Source organism: Pedobacter glucosidilyticus (assembly GCF_002483235.1).
GTDB classification, from domain to species: Bacteria; Bacteroidota; Bacteroidia; order Sphingobacteriales; family Sphingobacteriaceae; genus Pseudopedobacter; species Pseudopedobacter glucosidilyticum_B.
The window spans coordinates 152476-168618 of sequence record NZ_DLHN01000006.1 but is presented as its reverse complement, the minus strand read 5'-3'; the positions used below and the strand labels follow the sequence as shown (position 1 = coordinate 168618).

At 32.6% G+C, this 16143-nt stretch carries 11 protein-coding genes and 1 pseudogene; 7 read left to right on the top strand and 5 right to left on the bottom strand.

Translation table 11 applies throughout. The annotated features are described in order from the left end of the window. Together B2745_RS01520 and B2745_RS01515 are read right to left on the bottom strand one after the other, a co-directional pair. Positions 1 to 201: pseudogene (locus B2745_RS01520) on the bottom strand (hypothetical protein); the annotation flags it as partial. Positions 202 to 239: 38 nt separating this feature from the next. After that, positions 240 to 863, bottom strand: a complete 624-nt coding sequence (locus B2745_RS01515; RefSeq protein WP_304062720.1) for a 7-carboxy-7-deazaguanine synthase QueE — start codon at positions 861 to 863, stop codon at positions 240 to 242. Positions 864 to 934: 71 nt separating this feature from the next. Here B2745_RS01515 and B2745_RS01510 point away from each other — a divergent pair, with 71 nt between their 5' ends. The 7 genes from B2745_RS01510 to B2745_RS01480 all read left to right on the top strand — a co-directional run bounded on the left by B2745_RS01510 (position 935) and on the right by B2745_RS01480 (position 13897). After that, positions 935 to 1261 carry a Rieske (2Fe-2S) protein gene (locus B2745_RS01510; protein WP_304062717.1) on the top strand — a complete coding sequence of 109 codons (327 nt, stop codon included), beginning with the start codon at positions 935 to 937 and terminating at the stop codon, positions 1259 to 1261. Between the two features lie 105 nt (positions 1262 to 1366). Then, positions 1367 to 3964, top strand: coding sequence for a DNA gyrase subunit A (gyrA, locus tag B2745_RS01505; protein WP_304062714.1), 2598 nt, complete (start codon positions 1367 to 1369; stop codon positions 3962 to 3964). Positions 3965 to 4005: 41 nt separating this feature from the next. After that, on the top strand, positions 4006 to 5184 hold the full coding sequence (locus B2745_RS01500; RefSeq protein ID WP_304062711.1) for a tetratricopeptide repeat protein: 1179 nt from the start codon (positions 4006 to 4008) through the stop codon (positions 5182 to 5184). Between the two features lie 155 nt (positions 5185 to 5339). Then, a complete protein-coding gene (locus B2745_RS01495; RefSeq protein WP_304062708.1) occupies positions 5340 to 7928 on the top strand; it encodes a phosphoenolpyruvate carboxylase in 2589 nt (862 codons plus the stop codon). A gap of 101 nt (positions 7929 to 8029) precedes the next feature. After that, a complete protein-coding gene (locus tag B2745_RS01490) occupies positions 8030 to 8797 on the top strand; it encodes a Ku protein (protein ID WP_304062729.1) in 768 nt (255 codons plus the stop codon). A gap of 1 nt (position 8798) precedes the next feature. Next, the gene (gene ligD, locus B2745_RS01485) at positions 8799 to 11252 is read left to right on the top strand and encodes a DNA ligase D (protein WP_304062705.1); all 2454 of its coding nucleotides are present in this window, start codon (positions 8799 to 8801) and stop codon (positions 11250 to 11252) included. 431 nt (positions 11253 to 11683) lie between these two features. Next, the gene (locus tag B2745_RS01480) at positions 11684 to 13897 is read left to right on the top strand and encodes a cation:proton antiporter (protein ID WP_304062702.1); all 2214 of its coding nucleotides are present in this window, start codon (positions 11684 to 11686) and stop codon (positions 13895 to 13897) included. A 103-nt stretch (positions 13898 to 14000) separates the two neighbouring features. On the opposite strand, the gene B2745_RS01475 is transcribed toward B2745_RS01480, so the two are convergent. The 3 genes from B2745_RS01475 to B2745_RS01465 are packed head-to-tail and all read right to left on the bottom strand — an operon-like array spanning position 14001 to position 16115. After that, positions 14001 to 14216 (bottom strand): VF530 family protein, encoded by a 216-nt coding sequence (locus B2745_RS01475; protein WP_304062699.1) that lies wholly within the window; start codon positions 14214 to 14216, stop codon positions 14001 to 14003. Positions 14217 to 14220: 4 nt separating this feature from the next. Continuing rightward, entirely contained in the window at positions 14221 to 15342 is a 1122-nt protein-coding gene (locus tag B2745_RS01470; protein ID WP_304062698.1) for a DEAD/DEAH box helicase, read from the bottom strand. A 47-nt stretch (positions 15343 to 15389) separates the two neighbouring features. Beyond that, positions 15390 to 16115: a ThuA domain-containing protein gene (locus B2745_RS01465; RefSeq protein WP_304062696.1), complete on the bottom strand. Its 726-nt coding sequence runs from the start codon at positions 16113 to 16115 to the stop codon at positions 15390 to 15392. Between the last annotated feature and the right edge of the window lie 28 nt (positions 16116 to 16143).

Here is a 16143-nt window from a genome sequence, read left to right as displayed (position 1 = left end):
CAAATAAGCTTCAATAAATTCATCATCCTGTTTAACAGCATAGTTTAACTCAACTTTTGCTTCTGAAAAGCGATTTAAATCTAAGAAGTAACTGGCTTTCTCGTAACTTCTGATAGCAGTTTTGTCTTTAGAGGAATACTTATCCTGTCCGAAGCATAATATACTTATGCTTAATAATAATAAACAGGATAAAAATCTCATCAGTATAATTTAAGTTCAGTTAACTAAATTATGTATTATTAGGGGATATTCAAATATTTATGCGTTTGTAAAGATATTTCCCATTTAGGGTTATTCTTAACATAATCTATAATCAGAGGAAGCATTTCATTAGCCTTAGACCATTCTGGTTGTAAATACAGTTTACAATTGGGGCCAACCAACAAAGCATGCTCCTCTGCCCAGGCAAAATCACTTTTGTTAAAAACAATGATTTTAAGTTCATTTGCAAATTGAGCTATTGATGGGTTAGGGGCTTTAAATTTTTTTGGAGATAAGCAAATCCAATCCCAACTGCCTGATAATGGGTAGGCACCAGAAGTTTCAATAAAAGTTAAAATCTTGTTCTCTTTTAACTTGTTTGTCAAATAATCAAGATTATATAACAAGGGTTCGCCACCGGTAATTACAACAGCTTTACCCGGATATTGAGTAGCATTTTTAACAATTTCATCACTAGGTGTAAGTGGATGTAAATCAGCATCCCAGCTTTCTTTTACATCACACCAATGGCAACCCACATCACAACCACCTAATCTAATAAAATAGGCAGCTTTACCGGTATTAAATCCTTCGCCTTGTATGGTGTAAAACTCTTCCATTAAAGGAAGTAAAGTGCCGTCTTCTGGGATAAAATTCTTCAAGCTAATCTTTTTAATTTCGCAAAGATAATGCTATTTTGCTTAAAAATCCTGTTTTTATAGCGCAGAAACTAATGATACAGTGGATTAAAGTTTTAGATAAGCTTCCGGAAAATGATCTTATGATACAGATTAAGCTTTATGGTAAGAAAATTAGTATTGCATATAATCAAAATACATATTATGCTTTTGCATCAACATGCCCGCATGCTGGTGCTGATTTAAGCAGAGGTTGGTGCAAAGAAGGTTATATCATTTGCCCAGTACATCGTTATGGATATTGCTTAAAAACAGGAAAAGGAAAAGCAGGACAAGGTGATTATCTCAGAACTTATCCCTTAAAAATCGAAGCTCATGGCGTTTTTATACAGATAAAAAAACCTTGGTGGATGATATGGTGATTAATCTTCAAGAATTTTTCCACAGGAAGAAGCAATTACATCTAATTTATTAACTTCGCAGTTATGCTTTTACATAAGCACTTTCTTTTATAGAATATTTTAAATATGGCCGAAGAAACTGATAATCAAAACGAAAACCAACACGACAAAATTATACCTATTAATATTGAGGAGGAAATGAAGTCCGCATACATTGATTATTCAATGTCTGTTATCGTTTCCAGAGCTTTACCTGATGTAAGAGACGGTTTAAAACCAGTTCATAGAAGGGTATTATTTGGTATGCTAGACTTAGGTTTGGCAAGTAACAAACCTTACAAAAAATCTGCCCGTATTGTGGGTGAGGTATTAGGTAAGTATCACCCACATGGTGATGCGTCTGTTTATGATACCATGGTGCGTATGGCACAGCCTTGGTCTTTGCGCTACCCTTTGGTAGATGGACAGGGTAACTTTGGTTCGGTAGATGGCGACTCGCCAGCAGCCATGCGTTATACCGAGGCTCGTTTCAAAAAAATGGCTGAAGAGTTATTGGCAGATATCAATAAGGATACCATTGATTTTCGCTTAAACTTTGACGACTCTTTAGAAGAGCCAACGGTTTTACCATCAAAATTCCCTAACCTTTTGGTTAACGGATCATCGGGTATTGCTGTTGGTATGGCAACAAATATGCCTCCACATAATTTAAGTGAAATTGTTGATGCTACAGCCGCTTTAATTGATAATAAAGATATTGAGATAAGTGAGTTGATGAAGCATGTTAAAGCTCCAGATTTTCCTACCGGAGGATTTATTTATGGTTATGAAGGCGTAAGAGAAGCTTTTGAAACTGGTAGAGGTAGGGTAATGATGCGTGGTAGAGCAGAAATTGAAACTTTTGGTAACGAAAGAGAGCGTATCATTGTTACAGAAATTCCTTATCAAGTGAATAAGGCAATGATGATTGAGCGTACTGCCGATCTTGTTAACGAGAAAAAAATAGAAGGTATTTCTGAAATTAGAGATGAGTCTGACAGAGACGGTATGCGTATCGTTTACGAAATTAAACGCGATTCAAATGCTGCTATCGTACTTAATAATCTTTATAAATATACCGCTTTACAAACCTCATTTAGCGTTAACAATATTGCTTTAGTTAATGGCCGACCAATGCTTTTAAATCTTAAAGATTTAATAAGACATTTTGTTGACCACAGGCATGAAGTAGTTATTAGAAGAACCAAGTTTGAGCTTAATGAGGCTCAAAAAAGAGCCCATATCTTAGAAGGTTTATTAATTGCTTTAGACCATTTAGATGAGGTTATTAAATTAATCAGAAGCTCTCAAACGCCTGATGATGCCCGCGAAGGTTTAATCAATCAGTTTGGTTTAACAGACATTCAGGCAAGAGCTATATTAGATATGACGCTGCGCCGTTTAACAGGTCTTGAAAGAGATAAGATTAAAGAGGAGTATGCCGAGTTGATGAAATTAATTGAGCGTTTACAAGCTATTTTAGCTGATGAAGGCTTAAGAATGCAAATTATTAAGGATGAATTAACCGAGCTAAAAGAAAAATACGGCGACGAAAGAAGAACAGAAGTTGTACACTCTGCAGCCGAACTTTTAACAGAAGATTTCATTGAGGATGAGGATGTTGTAATTACCATCTCAAGAGAAGGTTACATTAAAAGAACTCCTTTAACCGAATATAGAACACAGGGTAGAGGTGGTAAAGGTTCTATAGGTTCTACTTCAAGAGATGAAGATTTTATTGAGCATATTTTCATCGCATCTAACCATAATTATCTATTATTCTTTACAGACAAAGGTAAATGTTACTGGTTAAGGGTATTTGAAATCCCAGAAGGGACAAGAATAAGCAAAGGAAGAGCGCTCCAAAACATCATCAATATTGAGAAAGAAGAAAAGATAAGAGCATATATTAAGGTTGTTAATCTTAAAGATCAAGATTATCTTGAAAACAATTTCATTATTATGTGTACCAAAAAGGGCACTATTAAGAAAACTACACTTCAAGCTTACAGTCGCCCAAGAACCAATGGTATAAATGCTATCAATATCAATGATGGTGATGAACTATTAGAAGCCAACTTAACTACTGGTAATTCAGAAATTATTATGGCTTTACGTTCTGGTAGAGCAATCAGATTTAATGAATCTACGGTAAGACCAATGGGCAGAACTGCTACTGGTGTAAGAGGTTTAAGACTAGCTCATGATAAAGATGAGGTAGTAGGTATGATTAGTATTGATTCACCAGAAGCAACCATTTTAGTAGTTTCTGAAAAAGGATACGGTAAACGTACAGATTTAGAAGATTACAGAGTAACCAACCGTGGTGGTAAAGGGGTTAAAACCATTAAAGTAACCGATAAAACTGGTGAACTTGTAGCTATAAAAGATGTTACCGATAAAGATGATTTAATGATTATCAATAAATCGGGTATCGTTATCAGAATTGCGATGAGTCATTTAAGAGTTATGGGAAGAGCTACACAAGGGGTAAGACTGATCAATCTGAAAGCTAATGATGAAATTGCGTCTGTTGCTAAAGTAGAACATGATGAAACAGCAGAAGAGAATACTGATGCAATTGTAACCGATATTGAGGTTATTGAAGCTGACCTTTCTGATGAGGATATAGACGAGGATGATGACGATGCAATTGAAGACGAAGGAGAAGAAACAACAGAATAAATAAAATAATTAATCGTTTAACACATACAATTAATCGTAAAATGAAAAAACTATTATCGAGCCTTATAGCATTAAGTTTTTGTACAGTTGCTATGGCTCAAAAAGCTGAAATTAGTGCCGCCAAAAATACTTATGCCATTTTTGAAGTAGGTATGCAAACAAAAGCTTCTGTAAAAAAGCAATTAGAAACCTTAAATACTGCCAAAGCATCTATTGATAAGGCTACAGTACACGAAAAAACTTTAAATTCTCCAGAAGCTTGGTCATACAAAGCTTTAATTTATTCTGCCATAGCAGTAACTGACACTGTCAATATGAGTAATGCTGATGCGGCATTTAAAACAGCCCAGGAAGCTATCGCAAAAGCTAAAGAATTAGATAAAGAAGGAAAAGAGAAAAACAATATTGATAATTCTGAAAGAAATCTTTCTATTGTGATGCAAAACAGAGGCGTTTCTGCATTTAATAAAAAAGACTACAAAACAGCTTATACTTCTTTTAAGTATATTTCAGATGTAATGCCTACAGATTCTTTGTATAGCATGTACACAGCTATTGCGGCTAATAGTGCCCAAATGACAGATGAAGCTATCAAGTATTACAACAAAACTTTGGAGTTAAATACCAAGAATCCTGCTTTATATCAAGAATTAGGTAGGTTGTATATGGCTAAAGCCGATACTGCTAATGCTTTAAAGGTTATAGAAGCTGGTAGAGCACTTCATCCAAATAATTTAAACTTAATTTATGATGAGTTAAATGTGTATTTAGCAAGAGGTCAAGCAAGTAAACAAATTTCAAAAATTGAGAGTGCTATTGCTCAAGAACCTAAAAATAAAACCTTACATTTTGTTGCGGGTGTAGCTTATGCCTCTAATAAACAATTTGATAAAGCAGAGGAAGCTTATAACAAAGCTTTAGAAATAGACCCTTCTTATGCTGATGCAGTATATAACCTTGCCGTTATTTATATTGATAGAGGGAATGCTTTTATTAACCAAGCTAATGCTTTACCTAATACCAAAAATAACGAAGCAAAATATAATGCGTTAAAAGGACAGTTTAATGCTCAATTAACTAAAGCATTACCTTTATTAGAAAAAGCCAGAGAGTTAAATCCTAAAGACAGAAACGTAGCTAAAGCTTTAAGAGAAGTTTATGTTAAACTGAATAAGTTAGACAAAGCTGCTGAATTGAAAAAGCAATTAGACCAAATGTAATTAACATCGTTTCTTTCAAAAATTATAACAATAGCTTGCAATTTGCAAGCTATTTGTTTTTATAAGGTTATTTTCTAGAAAATTATCATCAATTTGGCTTTTAATTACAATTTAATTTGGATTGATTTTTAGATTAACGTAATTTTCGCCCAATTATGTTTACACAAAGACCTCAACTAAATTCAAAAGAGACTGTATTTAAAAACGAAATCACTACAAAATTCGAACTGTATAATAGTCTTTTTCTTACTTTACCATTTTATCGTGTAAAAAATACGGGTTTAGCGCTTCCTTATTTCTTTGCACATTGCGAGAGTGGGGTAGAAGAAAAGCAAAGACCAGATGATATTATTGAATCTTTCTTTGCCAAGCAAAAAGGGATAACAGACCAGCATGAGATTACAGACTTACTTTTTAGATTTATACAATACATAGAAAGGCAAGTTGTACTTTTTGATGCTGTAGAAGATGCAGCATTTGTAAAAACAAGGTCTAATGAAGATTTAAGCTCTTTAAGCAGCTTAATGAGTAGTGCTTTAGAAGATGAAGAATTGTATAAACGTATTCAAGATTGTTTAAGAGAGTTTAAATTAAGATTAGTTTTAACAGCACATCCAACTCAGTTTTATCCAGGTCCGGTATTAAGTATTATGACAGACTTAACCGAGGCTATCAAAAACAATGATGTAAATGCTATCAACCTTCTTTTACAGCAACTGGGTAAAACGCCTTTCTTTAAAAAGAAAAAACCAACTCCGGTTGATGAAGCCGTTAGTTTAAACTGGTATTTAGAAAATATTCTTTACCAAACAGCATCAGATGTACATAATAACCTAGAGGAAGTTTTTAAACTTAATTTAGGAAACCATAGTTTAATAGAATTAGGTTTTTGGCCTGGAGGCGATAGAGATGGGAATCCTTTTGTTACCGCCGAAACAACTAAACAGGTTTCTGTTTTCTTAAGACAAGCACTTTTCAGATGTTATTATAGAGATTTTAAAAAACTTAAACGCAGAATAACTTTTAACGGTACCGAGCAATATTTGCTAGAGTTAGAAGAACTTATTTATAATAACGCTTACCAACAAAATACGTCTTGTTCAAATATTAAAGAAACCCTTTTAAGTAATTTAAGAAAGGTTAAAGAGGTTTTAATCAATCATCACGATAGTTTATTTATTGAGCTTGTAGATGATATGATTTGGAAAGTAAAGCTTTTTGGTTGTCATTTTGCCTCTCTAGATATTAGACAAGATAGCCGAATTTTAAGAACTTTATTTAAAGAATGTATCGAATCAGAAGAGTTGAAAGGGCTTTTGCCAGAAAATTATTTTGATTTAAGCGAAGAGGAAAAAATAGCTGCTATACCTTTAAACGAGGCAGACTTTACTAATTATAGCTCTTTTGGTGAGTTAAGTAAAGATTCTTTAGATGTTATCCGTTTAATTAAGCAAATGCAAGCAGATAACGGAAAGAGAGCTTGCCATAGGTTTATCATTAGTAATTGCCAAAAAGCGTCTGATATTCTACAACTTAAACAACTATTTTTATGGAGTGGCTGGAAAGCAGAAGAATTGGATGTAGACTTTGTACCACTTTTTGAAACTATAGACGATTTAAAGTTTGCCGATAACGTGATGGAAATTTTATATGCTCATCCTGTTTACAGTAAACATCTAGAAATCAGAAAAAAACGTCAGGTTATTATGCTTGGTTTCTCTGATAGTACCAAAGATGGGGGCTATCTAATGGCAAACTATTCTATTTTCTATGCAAAATCTAGCTTAACAGCTGTTTCTAGAAAGTATGATATTGATTTAGCCTTTTTTGATGGTAGAGGAGGACCTCCGGCAAGAGGTGGAGGTAAAACACATAAATTCTATGCTTCCTTTGGTAAAGATATTGCGAATAAGCAAATCCAAATGACAGTACAAGGGCAAACTATTAGTTCGCATTATGGAACTTACGAAAGCTCTACCAATAACATGGAGCAATTGATTCATGCCGGTATTAACTCTGCACTAGAAAAACAAAGCAGCAATACCATGAATGATGATGAGAAATTACTTTTCTCTCAAATGGCAGATATAAGTTATCACGCATTTATGGATTTAAGGAAACATCCTTTATTCCTTAAATTTATGGAGGTACAAACTCCATTAAAAATGCTTTCTCAAATTAACATCAGTAGTAGACCAGTAAAAAGAAACTCTGATGCAGAATTGAAATTAGAAGATTTAAGAGCGATTAGCTTTGTTACCTCATGGAGCCAAGCTAAATTAAACATACCGGGTTTTTATGGTGTGGGTACAGCTTTAAAAACTTTAAAAGAGTCTGGACAATGGGAACAAGTAAAAAGCTTATACAAAAACGCTGGTTTCTTTAAAACAGTTGTAGACAATTGTATGATGTCTATGAGTAAAGCCGATTTTAGATTAACCGAGTATTTATCAGAAGATACAACATTTGGTGAGTTCTGGAAAGGCATGAAGACCGAGTTTGACCTTACTCAAAATTTGCTATTAGAGCTGTCTAATACAGAAACATTGATGGAGAATTATCCAACAGATAAACGTTCTATTTCTTTGAGAGAGAAAATTGTATTGCCTTTGGTGATTATTCAAAGATATGCGATTATCAAATCCTTATCTGATGATGTATCTGATGAAAGAAAGCAAATTTATAACAAGCTGATTCTGAGAACTCTTTATGGTATTGTTAATGCAGCTAGAAATTCTGCTTAATACTTAAAAAATAATAATAGAAGCCTTCTGCAAAAGCAGAGGGCTTTTTTTATGATTTCTTCTTTGGAATAGTAATTGTTTTTAAAATGAAAACAATTACTATGAGATCTATCTGGAATGGCACCATTGCCTTTGGTTTAGTAAATATTCCTATCAAGCTCTACTCGGCTATAGATAATAGCACTTTAGATTTAGATATGTTGGATAGTCGAGACCACGCTCGTATCCGGTTTTTACGGGTTAATGAGAAAACAAAGAAAGAAGTCCCTTATGAAAAGATAGTTAAAGGATTTCTCTTGAAAGATGATTATGTCATTTTAGAAGATCAAGATTTTGAAGATGCAAGTCCAGAGAAAACAAAAACCATTGATATTCAAACATTTGTAAAAGCATTAGAAATTAACCCAATGCTGTTTGAAACTTCTTACTATGCAGAAGCTAGTAAACAAGGACAAAAAGCTTATGCTTTACTTTTAAATGCTTTAAAAAAGACAAAAATGGCCGGACTAGGGCAGTTTGTATTAAGGCAGAAAGAAAATTTATGCATCATACATCCGCAAGACAATGTTATTGTAATTTCAAGAATACGCTTTGCTCAGGAAATCAAAGACACATCAGATATTAATACTCCAGATGATGTGAATATTCCTAAAAAAGAACTGGATGTAGCTTTAGCCTTAATCAAACAATATACTGCCGACTTTAACATCGATAAATATAAGGATACCTACACTGCAGAACTTTTAAAAATCATCAAAGCTAAAGCCAAAGGAAAACGACCAACCATAAAAAAATTAAAACCTAAAAAAGCTAAAAGTGATGATTTGTATGAACAGTTATTAGAAAGCCTAAATAAGAAAGGAGCATAAAATGTCTTTAAAAAAATATGATGAAATAAGAGATTTTAAGCAAACTACAGAACCAAAATCACAAAAAAAAGCAACTGGAAAAACATTAAGTTTTGTGCTACAAAGGCATCATGCTTCACATTTACATTATGATTTTAGGTTAGAAATAGATGGTGTTTTAAAAAGTTGGGCAGTTCCTAAAGGGCCATCACTAAACCCTAAAGATAAGCGCTTGGCTATGATGGTAGAAGACCATCCTTATGATTATAAAAATTTTGAAGGCGAAATTCCTAAAGGTAATTACGGTGCAGGTACGGTTTATATTTTTGATAAAGGTACTTATCAATCCTTATCAAAATCTAGAAAAGATGATGAAAAAGAGCTAAAAAAAGGCTTATCAGCAGGAAGTTTAAAGTTTAAATTGAATGGTAAAGTACTTAAAGGAGAATTTGCTTTGGTTAAGCTTAAAAACTCAGAACAAAATGCTTGGTTACTTATCAAACATCAGGATGAATTTTCTGTAGACAAGAATTTTAATATCGAAAATCTTATCCCTAAACAAATAATAAAAGCTGGCAAAGATTTTAAAAAAAAGAAGCCTGAAAATAAACATCAGCCTAAGCAAACTCAACAGCTAACAGAAGAGCGTACCTATTCGCCCATGTTAGCCAAATCATCAAATCATATTTTTAATGATAAAAATTGGCTATTTGAAAGAAAAATAGATGGTTACAGGATGATAGCAACAACTGGCGATAATACCTCTTTAACTTCAAGAAATGGTATTGATTATACTTCAAATTATCAACAAATCAGTAATCATCTGAAAGAAATTAAGGTTGATGCGATTTTAGATGGTGAAATTGTTGCTGAGAATAAAGCTGGGGTTCATCAGTTTCAATGGCTACAACATTTTGATACAAATGCTAAAGGACTTACACTTAAATTTTATGTGTTTGATATTTTAAAACTCAATGGAAATGACCTTTTAGATATTCCTCTCTTAAAAAGAAAAGAGCTTTTAAAAGCTTTGATGGATAAATATAAGCCTCAAAATATAGTATTTAATGAATATGTTTTAGCTGATGGCGAAAAACTTTTTGAAGATGCCAAAAAGAAAAAATGGGAGGGAGTTATTGCCAAAAGAATTGATGATGAATATTATCCTGGTAAAAGAACAGACTCTTGGCTGAAAATTAAATTGAGTAATAGCCAAGAGGCTATCATTTGTGGCTTTACACAACCTGCTGGAAGTAGAAAGTATTTTGGAGCTTTAGTTTTAGGACTATACGATAATAACCAAGAGCTTAAATATATAGGTAATTGTGGTACAGGTTTTAATGATGAAACTTTGAAAAGCCTTTATCAGCAAATGGAGGATATCATAACTGTAGATAAACCCTTTTATGATAAAGTGAATATGGAAAGTAAGGTAACTTGGGTAAAACCTAAGATGATTTGTGAAGTAACTTATACGGAATGGACAATGGATCATCATCTAAGACATCCGGTTTTTAAAGGCTTAAGATTAGATAAAGATATGGAGGAAGTAAAAGAAGAAAAGATTACTAGAACTGAAGAAACTAAAACTTTTGGAACTAAAAAAGTAAAATTGACCAATTTGGACAAGTATTATTGGCCAAAAGAAAAAATTACCAAAGGAGAATTATTAAATTATTATGAGCGTATTGCCGATTATATTTTACCTTATTTGAAAGATAAACCACTTTCTTTAAACAGGCATCCAAATGGGATAACTAAACCTGGTTTTTATCAAAAAGATGTGGATACAGCACAAATTCCAAAATGGGCTAAATCGGCTCAAATGCACTCAGAAAGTAATAATAAAGAGATAGATTATCTTATTTGTAATGATAAAGCATCTTTATTATATATGGTTAATTTAGGTTGTATAGAGATAAATCCATGGTTAAGCACTTACAAGAAACCAGAAAATCCAGAGTATTTAGTTATAGATCTTGACCCTGATAAAAATGATTTCAAAGAAGTTGTACAGGTAGCTTTAGCAGTTAAAGAAGTGTTAGACAGCTTAAAAGTTAACAGTTATATCAAAACATCTGGCTCTAGCGGCTTACATATTTTTGTTTATTTGGCAGCCAAATATGATTTTAAAATCGTTAAAAATTTTGCTGAATTTATAGCACAAAAAGTACATGAAAAAACATCAGAAATTACCAGTTTAGAAAGGAGTCCTTACAAAAGAAAAAATCTTATTTACCTGGATTACCTGCAAAATAGAAGAGGACAAACCATAGCAGCACCATATTCTGTAAGGCCTAAACCAAACGCAACAGTTTCTTTTCCATTAAGTTGGGATGAAGTAAATGAAAACTTAGATATGAAGGATTTCCATCTTAAAAACGTTTTAACACTTTTAAAATACAGAGAAGACCCTTGGCGAGATATGAAAAATCAAAAAATAGACATTTTAAAGACACTCAAAACCCTTAAATAGTTGTTTTTTTATTATATTTTGCGATATGAGGTTTTTATTTACTTTAATTACTATAATTTTAATATCCTTTAGCTGCCATAGCTTAGCAATAAATAAGCAAAAACAATCTTTATTGCTTAAAAACGATGGCTTTTCAGCAAAAAGTTATTTTAAGAAGTATGTAAAAGCTAATAAATTACTCACATCAGATATTAATCAGGAAAACCAATTTATTTTAAGAAAAAACACCAGGCTAACAGCCAATTTTAATAGGTCTGGTTTTAAATTAAATTTTGAAAATAATTATACTTATATCCTTCATAAAAGTTTATTACCCTCAATATCACAACATCATTATATATCTCAGTTATTATTTCCATTTCATAGTTTTCTGGAAAAGCTTTCTTAAAGCTAATGAACTCTATTAAATCAAATAATACGATATATAATTTATGATACACTTACCAAATCTCATTACCGATTTAGGACTTATACTAGGCGCAGCAGCCATAATTACACTCATATTTAAATACTTAAAACAGCCCTTAGTTTTAGGGTATCTCATTGCGGGCTTTTTAGTAGGCCCACATTTTACCTTATTTCCAACTATTGTAGAAACCGAAAACGTAACCGTATGGGCAGAAATTGGTGTAATTATTCTCCTATTTAGTTTAGGATTAGAATTTAGCTTTAAAAAATTGATGAAAGTAGGAGGCTCGGCCTCTATAACAGCTGTTACGGAAGTAGTGGTGATGCTTTTGTTAGGTTATTTTACAGGCAAAGCTTTCGGTTGGTCTACCATGGATAGTATTTTTCTAGGCGGTATACTTTCTATATCATCTACAACCATTATCATCAGAGCATTTGAAGAGCTAGGCGTAAAGGGGCAAAAGTTTGCGGGCTTAGTATTTGGAGTGCTTGTGGTAGAAGATTTAGTAGCTGTAGTACTCTTAGTTTTGCTTTCTACATTAGCTGTTAGTCAACAATTTGCGGGCTCAGAAATGTTGTTTTCTATTTTAAAACTAATTTTCTTTTTAGTGATTTGGTTTGTGTTAGGCATATTCTTTTTACCAAGTTTTTTAAAGAAAATTAAACCTTTGATAAGCGAAGAAATGTTACTCATTATTTCTTTGGCTTTATGCTTTTTAATGGTGATTGCAGCAACAAAAGTTGGTTTTTCTCCGGCATTAGGAGCCTTTATCATGGGATCTATATTAGCAGAAACCAGTCAGGGTAAGAAAATAGAACATTTAGTAATGCCTATTAAAGACCTTTTTGGTGCAGTTTTTTTTGTCTCTGTTGGGATGCTGATAGATCCAGCCATGTTGGTTGAACATGCTTTACCTGTTGTAATAATTGTTTTAGTAACTATAGTGGGGAAAATATTTAGTTCATCAATAGGCGCTTTAGCATCTGGGCAACCTTTAAAAACATCTGTACAAACCGGTTTCAGCCTGGCACAAATAGGAGAGTTTTCATTTATTATTGCCACACTTGGGGTTACTTTAAATGTAACTAGTTCTTTTTTATATCCAATTGCCGTAGCAGTATCAGCAATAAGTACTTTTACAACACCTTATCTTATAAAATTATCTTTCCCATTTTATAATTGGCTAAATAAGGTTTTACCATCCAAATGGATAGAAAATTTAAACAGATATAGCTCTGCTACACAAAGCGTTACAACCGTTTCTAATTGGCAATTATTTGTTAAATCATATACAGCTAATACCTTAATACACTTTAGTATAAGTTTAGCAATCATCTTAATATCGTCTAATTACTTAAGTCCGTTTATTCAAAATAAAACAGAGAATGCAGTTTGGAGCAATATTATATCTTTAGTAATAACGATGCTTATTTTATCACCCTTTTTATATGCTTTAACCTTTAGAAATTTATATAGTGGGGTAGTAGTGGAGTTAAAAAACGAACGTTTGTATCGTAATTTGGTGGTGGTAATGCGTTTATTTAGACTTTTATTGTCTGCTGCTTTAATCATTACCTTATTAAATAATTTGCTTTCTGTAGAAGTAGCGCTATATGCAGCCTTAATCATTATCGTAGTATTACTAATTTTCTGGAAGCAGGTTCAGAAAGTGTATCTAAAATTAGAAATGCTTTTCTTAAAAAATTATAACGATGAAGAATATCATCCAAAAAAAGAGCAAGAAATTTTAGCTCCATGGGATGCTCACTTTACAGAAATAGAAGTTAAGCCAGAATCTCCAGCTGTTGGAAAAACTTTAATGGAATTAAAGTGGAGAGAAAGAGCTGGTATAAACGTAGCTATGATTAACAGAGGAAGTTTAACCATTCATTCTCCAGAGAGTAATACCATTATTTATCCGGGTGATATTTTAAACATTATAGGTACAGATGCACAAATTAGAAAGCTGAACTCTATCATCAGGCCAGACAAAAAAGTGCTAGAACAACAAGACCATTATCAGCCTAAACTACATAAGTTATTGGTTAGGAAGAATTCATTCTTAGAAGGTAAATCTTTAAAAGAATCAAAAATTAAAGATTTAACAGACGGAATTGTTGTAGGTATAGAAAGAAACGCAGAGCGTATAGTGAATCCTGAATCTAATTGGGTTTTCCAAGAAAACGATATGGTTTGGATTGTGGGAGATAGTTCTAAAATACAATCAACTTTATAATTATACATACTTCCCTTAAAGGGAGGTTACTTTTTTACTTAACATAATGTTAATTATAAGACATTATTATACATAAAAATATTATATATATTATGTATTGAGATTACCTAAAAGTTCTTATCCAAAGCTCTTCAACTTTTTTACGAGCCCAATCTGTTTTTCTCAGGAATTTTAAACTAGAGCTAACACTTGGATGCTCATTAAAACATTTAATTTTAATTTTTAATCCAAGTGTTGGCCATCCATAAAAGTCAACCAAATCATTTAGAATAGCTTCTAAAGTTCTGCCATGTAATGGATTATTTGGTTGCTTCTCCATTTCTTTAAATGCTAATCTTTTCGAAATAAATATTTAGCTCTTTTTCTAAAGCCGTAATTTTTTCTAATTCTGATGGCGCAACAAATGCCAAAGAAAGTCCTTTGTTTCCGGCTCTTGCAGTTCTGCCGCTTCTGTGTGTAAAATATTCTAATTGCTCTGGTAATTGATAATGAATAACATAAGACAAATTACTGACGTCGATTCCTCTTGCAGAAATATCTGTAGCAATTAAAACTTGTAATCTTTCGCTTTTAAAAGCTCGCATTACCTTTTCGCGATCTCTTTGACCTAAATCTCCGTGTATAGCTTCAACCTTTAAATTTTTGGCTAATAATTGCTTAGCAAGCGTTTGCGCACCAGCTTTTGTTTTACAAAATACAATACCACGTTTACCATCATTATTTTTAATAAAACTCTGTAGAAGATTAGGCTTGTCTTTGATATCGCAAATCACATATTGATGTTTGATGGCTGTATTCATTACATCTTTATGGTCTACTTCAATTTTATAAGCATCATCAGCCATATAATCATTTATAATTTGCTTAATAGCTGATGGTATGGTTGCAGAAAATAGCCAAATATTTCTATCTATTTGTGCTGTAAAGCTTAAAATTTTATCAATATCTGGTTTAAAGCCCATGCTTAACATTTCATCGGCTTCGTCTAAAATAATGTTTTTAACTCCTGTTAAATCAACCGCTTTACGCTCTAATAAATCTATCAAACGCCCTGGTGTTGCTACCAAAATTTGTGTTGGGCGTTTTAATTTACCTATTTGGATATCAATTTTTTCACCGCCGTAAACTGCTTCAACAAAAATCTTTTTGCTTAGGTATTTGGTGAATTTAAAAAGCTGTTTGGCTATTTGTTGTCCTAATTCTCTGGTTGGACAAATGATTACGGCTTGAATATTTTTTTGCTCTGGATTTACCAATTGTAATAATGGTAAACCAAAAGCAGCTGTTTTACCGGTTCCGGTTTGTGCCTGGCCTATAAAATCTGTTTTGCTTTCTAATAAAACCGGAATAGCTTGGGTTTGGATAACCGTTGGGGTATTTATATTTAATTCATCAAGGGCCTTGATAAGCTCTTGATGAATTCCTAAATCTTTAAAATTGTTCAAAATATGATAATTAAGCTGGCAAAGTTAAGCTTATTTATAAGGATATGCTATTTTAAGACATATTCTATGCCTCCGGTTAAATGTTTTAGGAATAATTCATCTTGGAAATCTTCAATAGTATGTCCTAAACCGGTATAAAAAACTTTTCCACCATCAAATTCATGATACCAAGCCATCGGATGAAAATCAGGCATTTTACCACCTGTATAGCTCTTTTCATCAACCGTCATGATTACTTTAACATCTTTATTAAAGTCTTTAAAATTATACCATTCATCTGTATGCATCCAAGGGTTTGGTAAACCCTTTGTTGCCGGATGATTTGTATCTAAAATATCAAGTTTTGCTTCTTGTACTTTTGGATGACCTGCAAAAAAGCCTCCTACTAGCTTACCGTACCAAGGCCAATCATAATTGCAGTCTGTAGCTGCGTGTACACCTACAAAGCCTCCTCCTCTATTGATATATTTTTTGAAAGCTGCTTTCTGAGCATCGTTAAATAATGATTTTCCTGTTGGGTTTAAAAATAACAATGCTTTAAATTGCTTCAAGTTTTTATCTGTAAAATCTTCTGGATTTTCTGAATGTACAATGGTGTAGCCTTTTTCTTTTCCAATCTTTTTGATAGCTTCTAACCCAGGTTCAATACTCTTATGCCTAAACCCTTTAGTACATGAAAATACTAAAATTTTGATTTCTCTTTTTTTAATTATAAAACTGCTTAACGATATTAAAACCGCCGCAATAGTTAGGCTAACAAATAAATTTTTCATGAATAAGGGTTATTGGTTTATAATCACA

Bases quoted from the DNA above. Each gene is read 5' to 3' on its own strand.
- B2745_RS01465 (WP_304062696.1), bottom strand. From the start codon at position 16,115: ATGAAAAATTTATTTGTTAGCCTAACTATTGCGGCGGTTTTAATATCG.
- B2745_RS01495 (WP_304062708.1), top strand. From the start codon at position 5,340: ATGTTTACACAAAGACCTCAACTAAATTCAAAAGAGACTGTATTTAAA.
- B2745_RS01510 (WP_304062717.1), top strand. From the start codon at position 935: ATGATACAGTGGATTAAAGTTTTAGATAAGCTTCCGGAAAATGATCTT.
- ligD (WP_304062705.1), top strand. From the start codon at position 8,799: ATGTCTTTAAAAAAATATGATGAAATAAGAGATTTTAAGCAAACTACA.
- B2745_RS01490 (WP_304062729.1), top strand. From the start codon at position 8,030: ATGAGATCTATCTGGAATGGCACCATTGCCTTTGGTTTAGTAAATATT.
- B2745_RS01480 (WP_304062702.1), top strand. From the start codon at position 11,684: ATGATACACTTACCAAATCTCATTACCGATTTAGGACTTATACTAGGC.
- B2745_RS01475 (WP_304062699.1), bottom strand. From the start codon at position 14,216: ATGGAGAAGCAACCAAATAATCCATTACATGGCAGAACTTTAGAAGCT.
- gyrA (WP_304062714.1), top strand. From the start codon at position 1,367: ATGGCCGAAGAAACTGATAATCAAAACGAAAACCAACACGACAAAATT.
- B2745_RS01500 (WP_304062711.1), top strand. From the start codon at position 4,006: ATGAAAAAACTATTATCGAGCCTTATAGCATTAAGTTTTTGTACAGTT.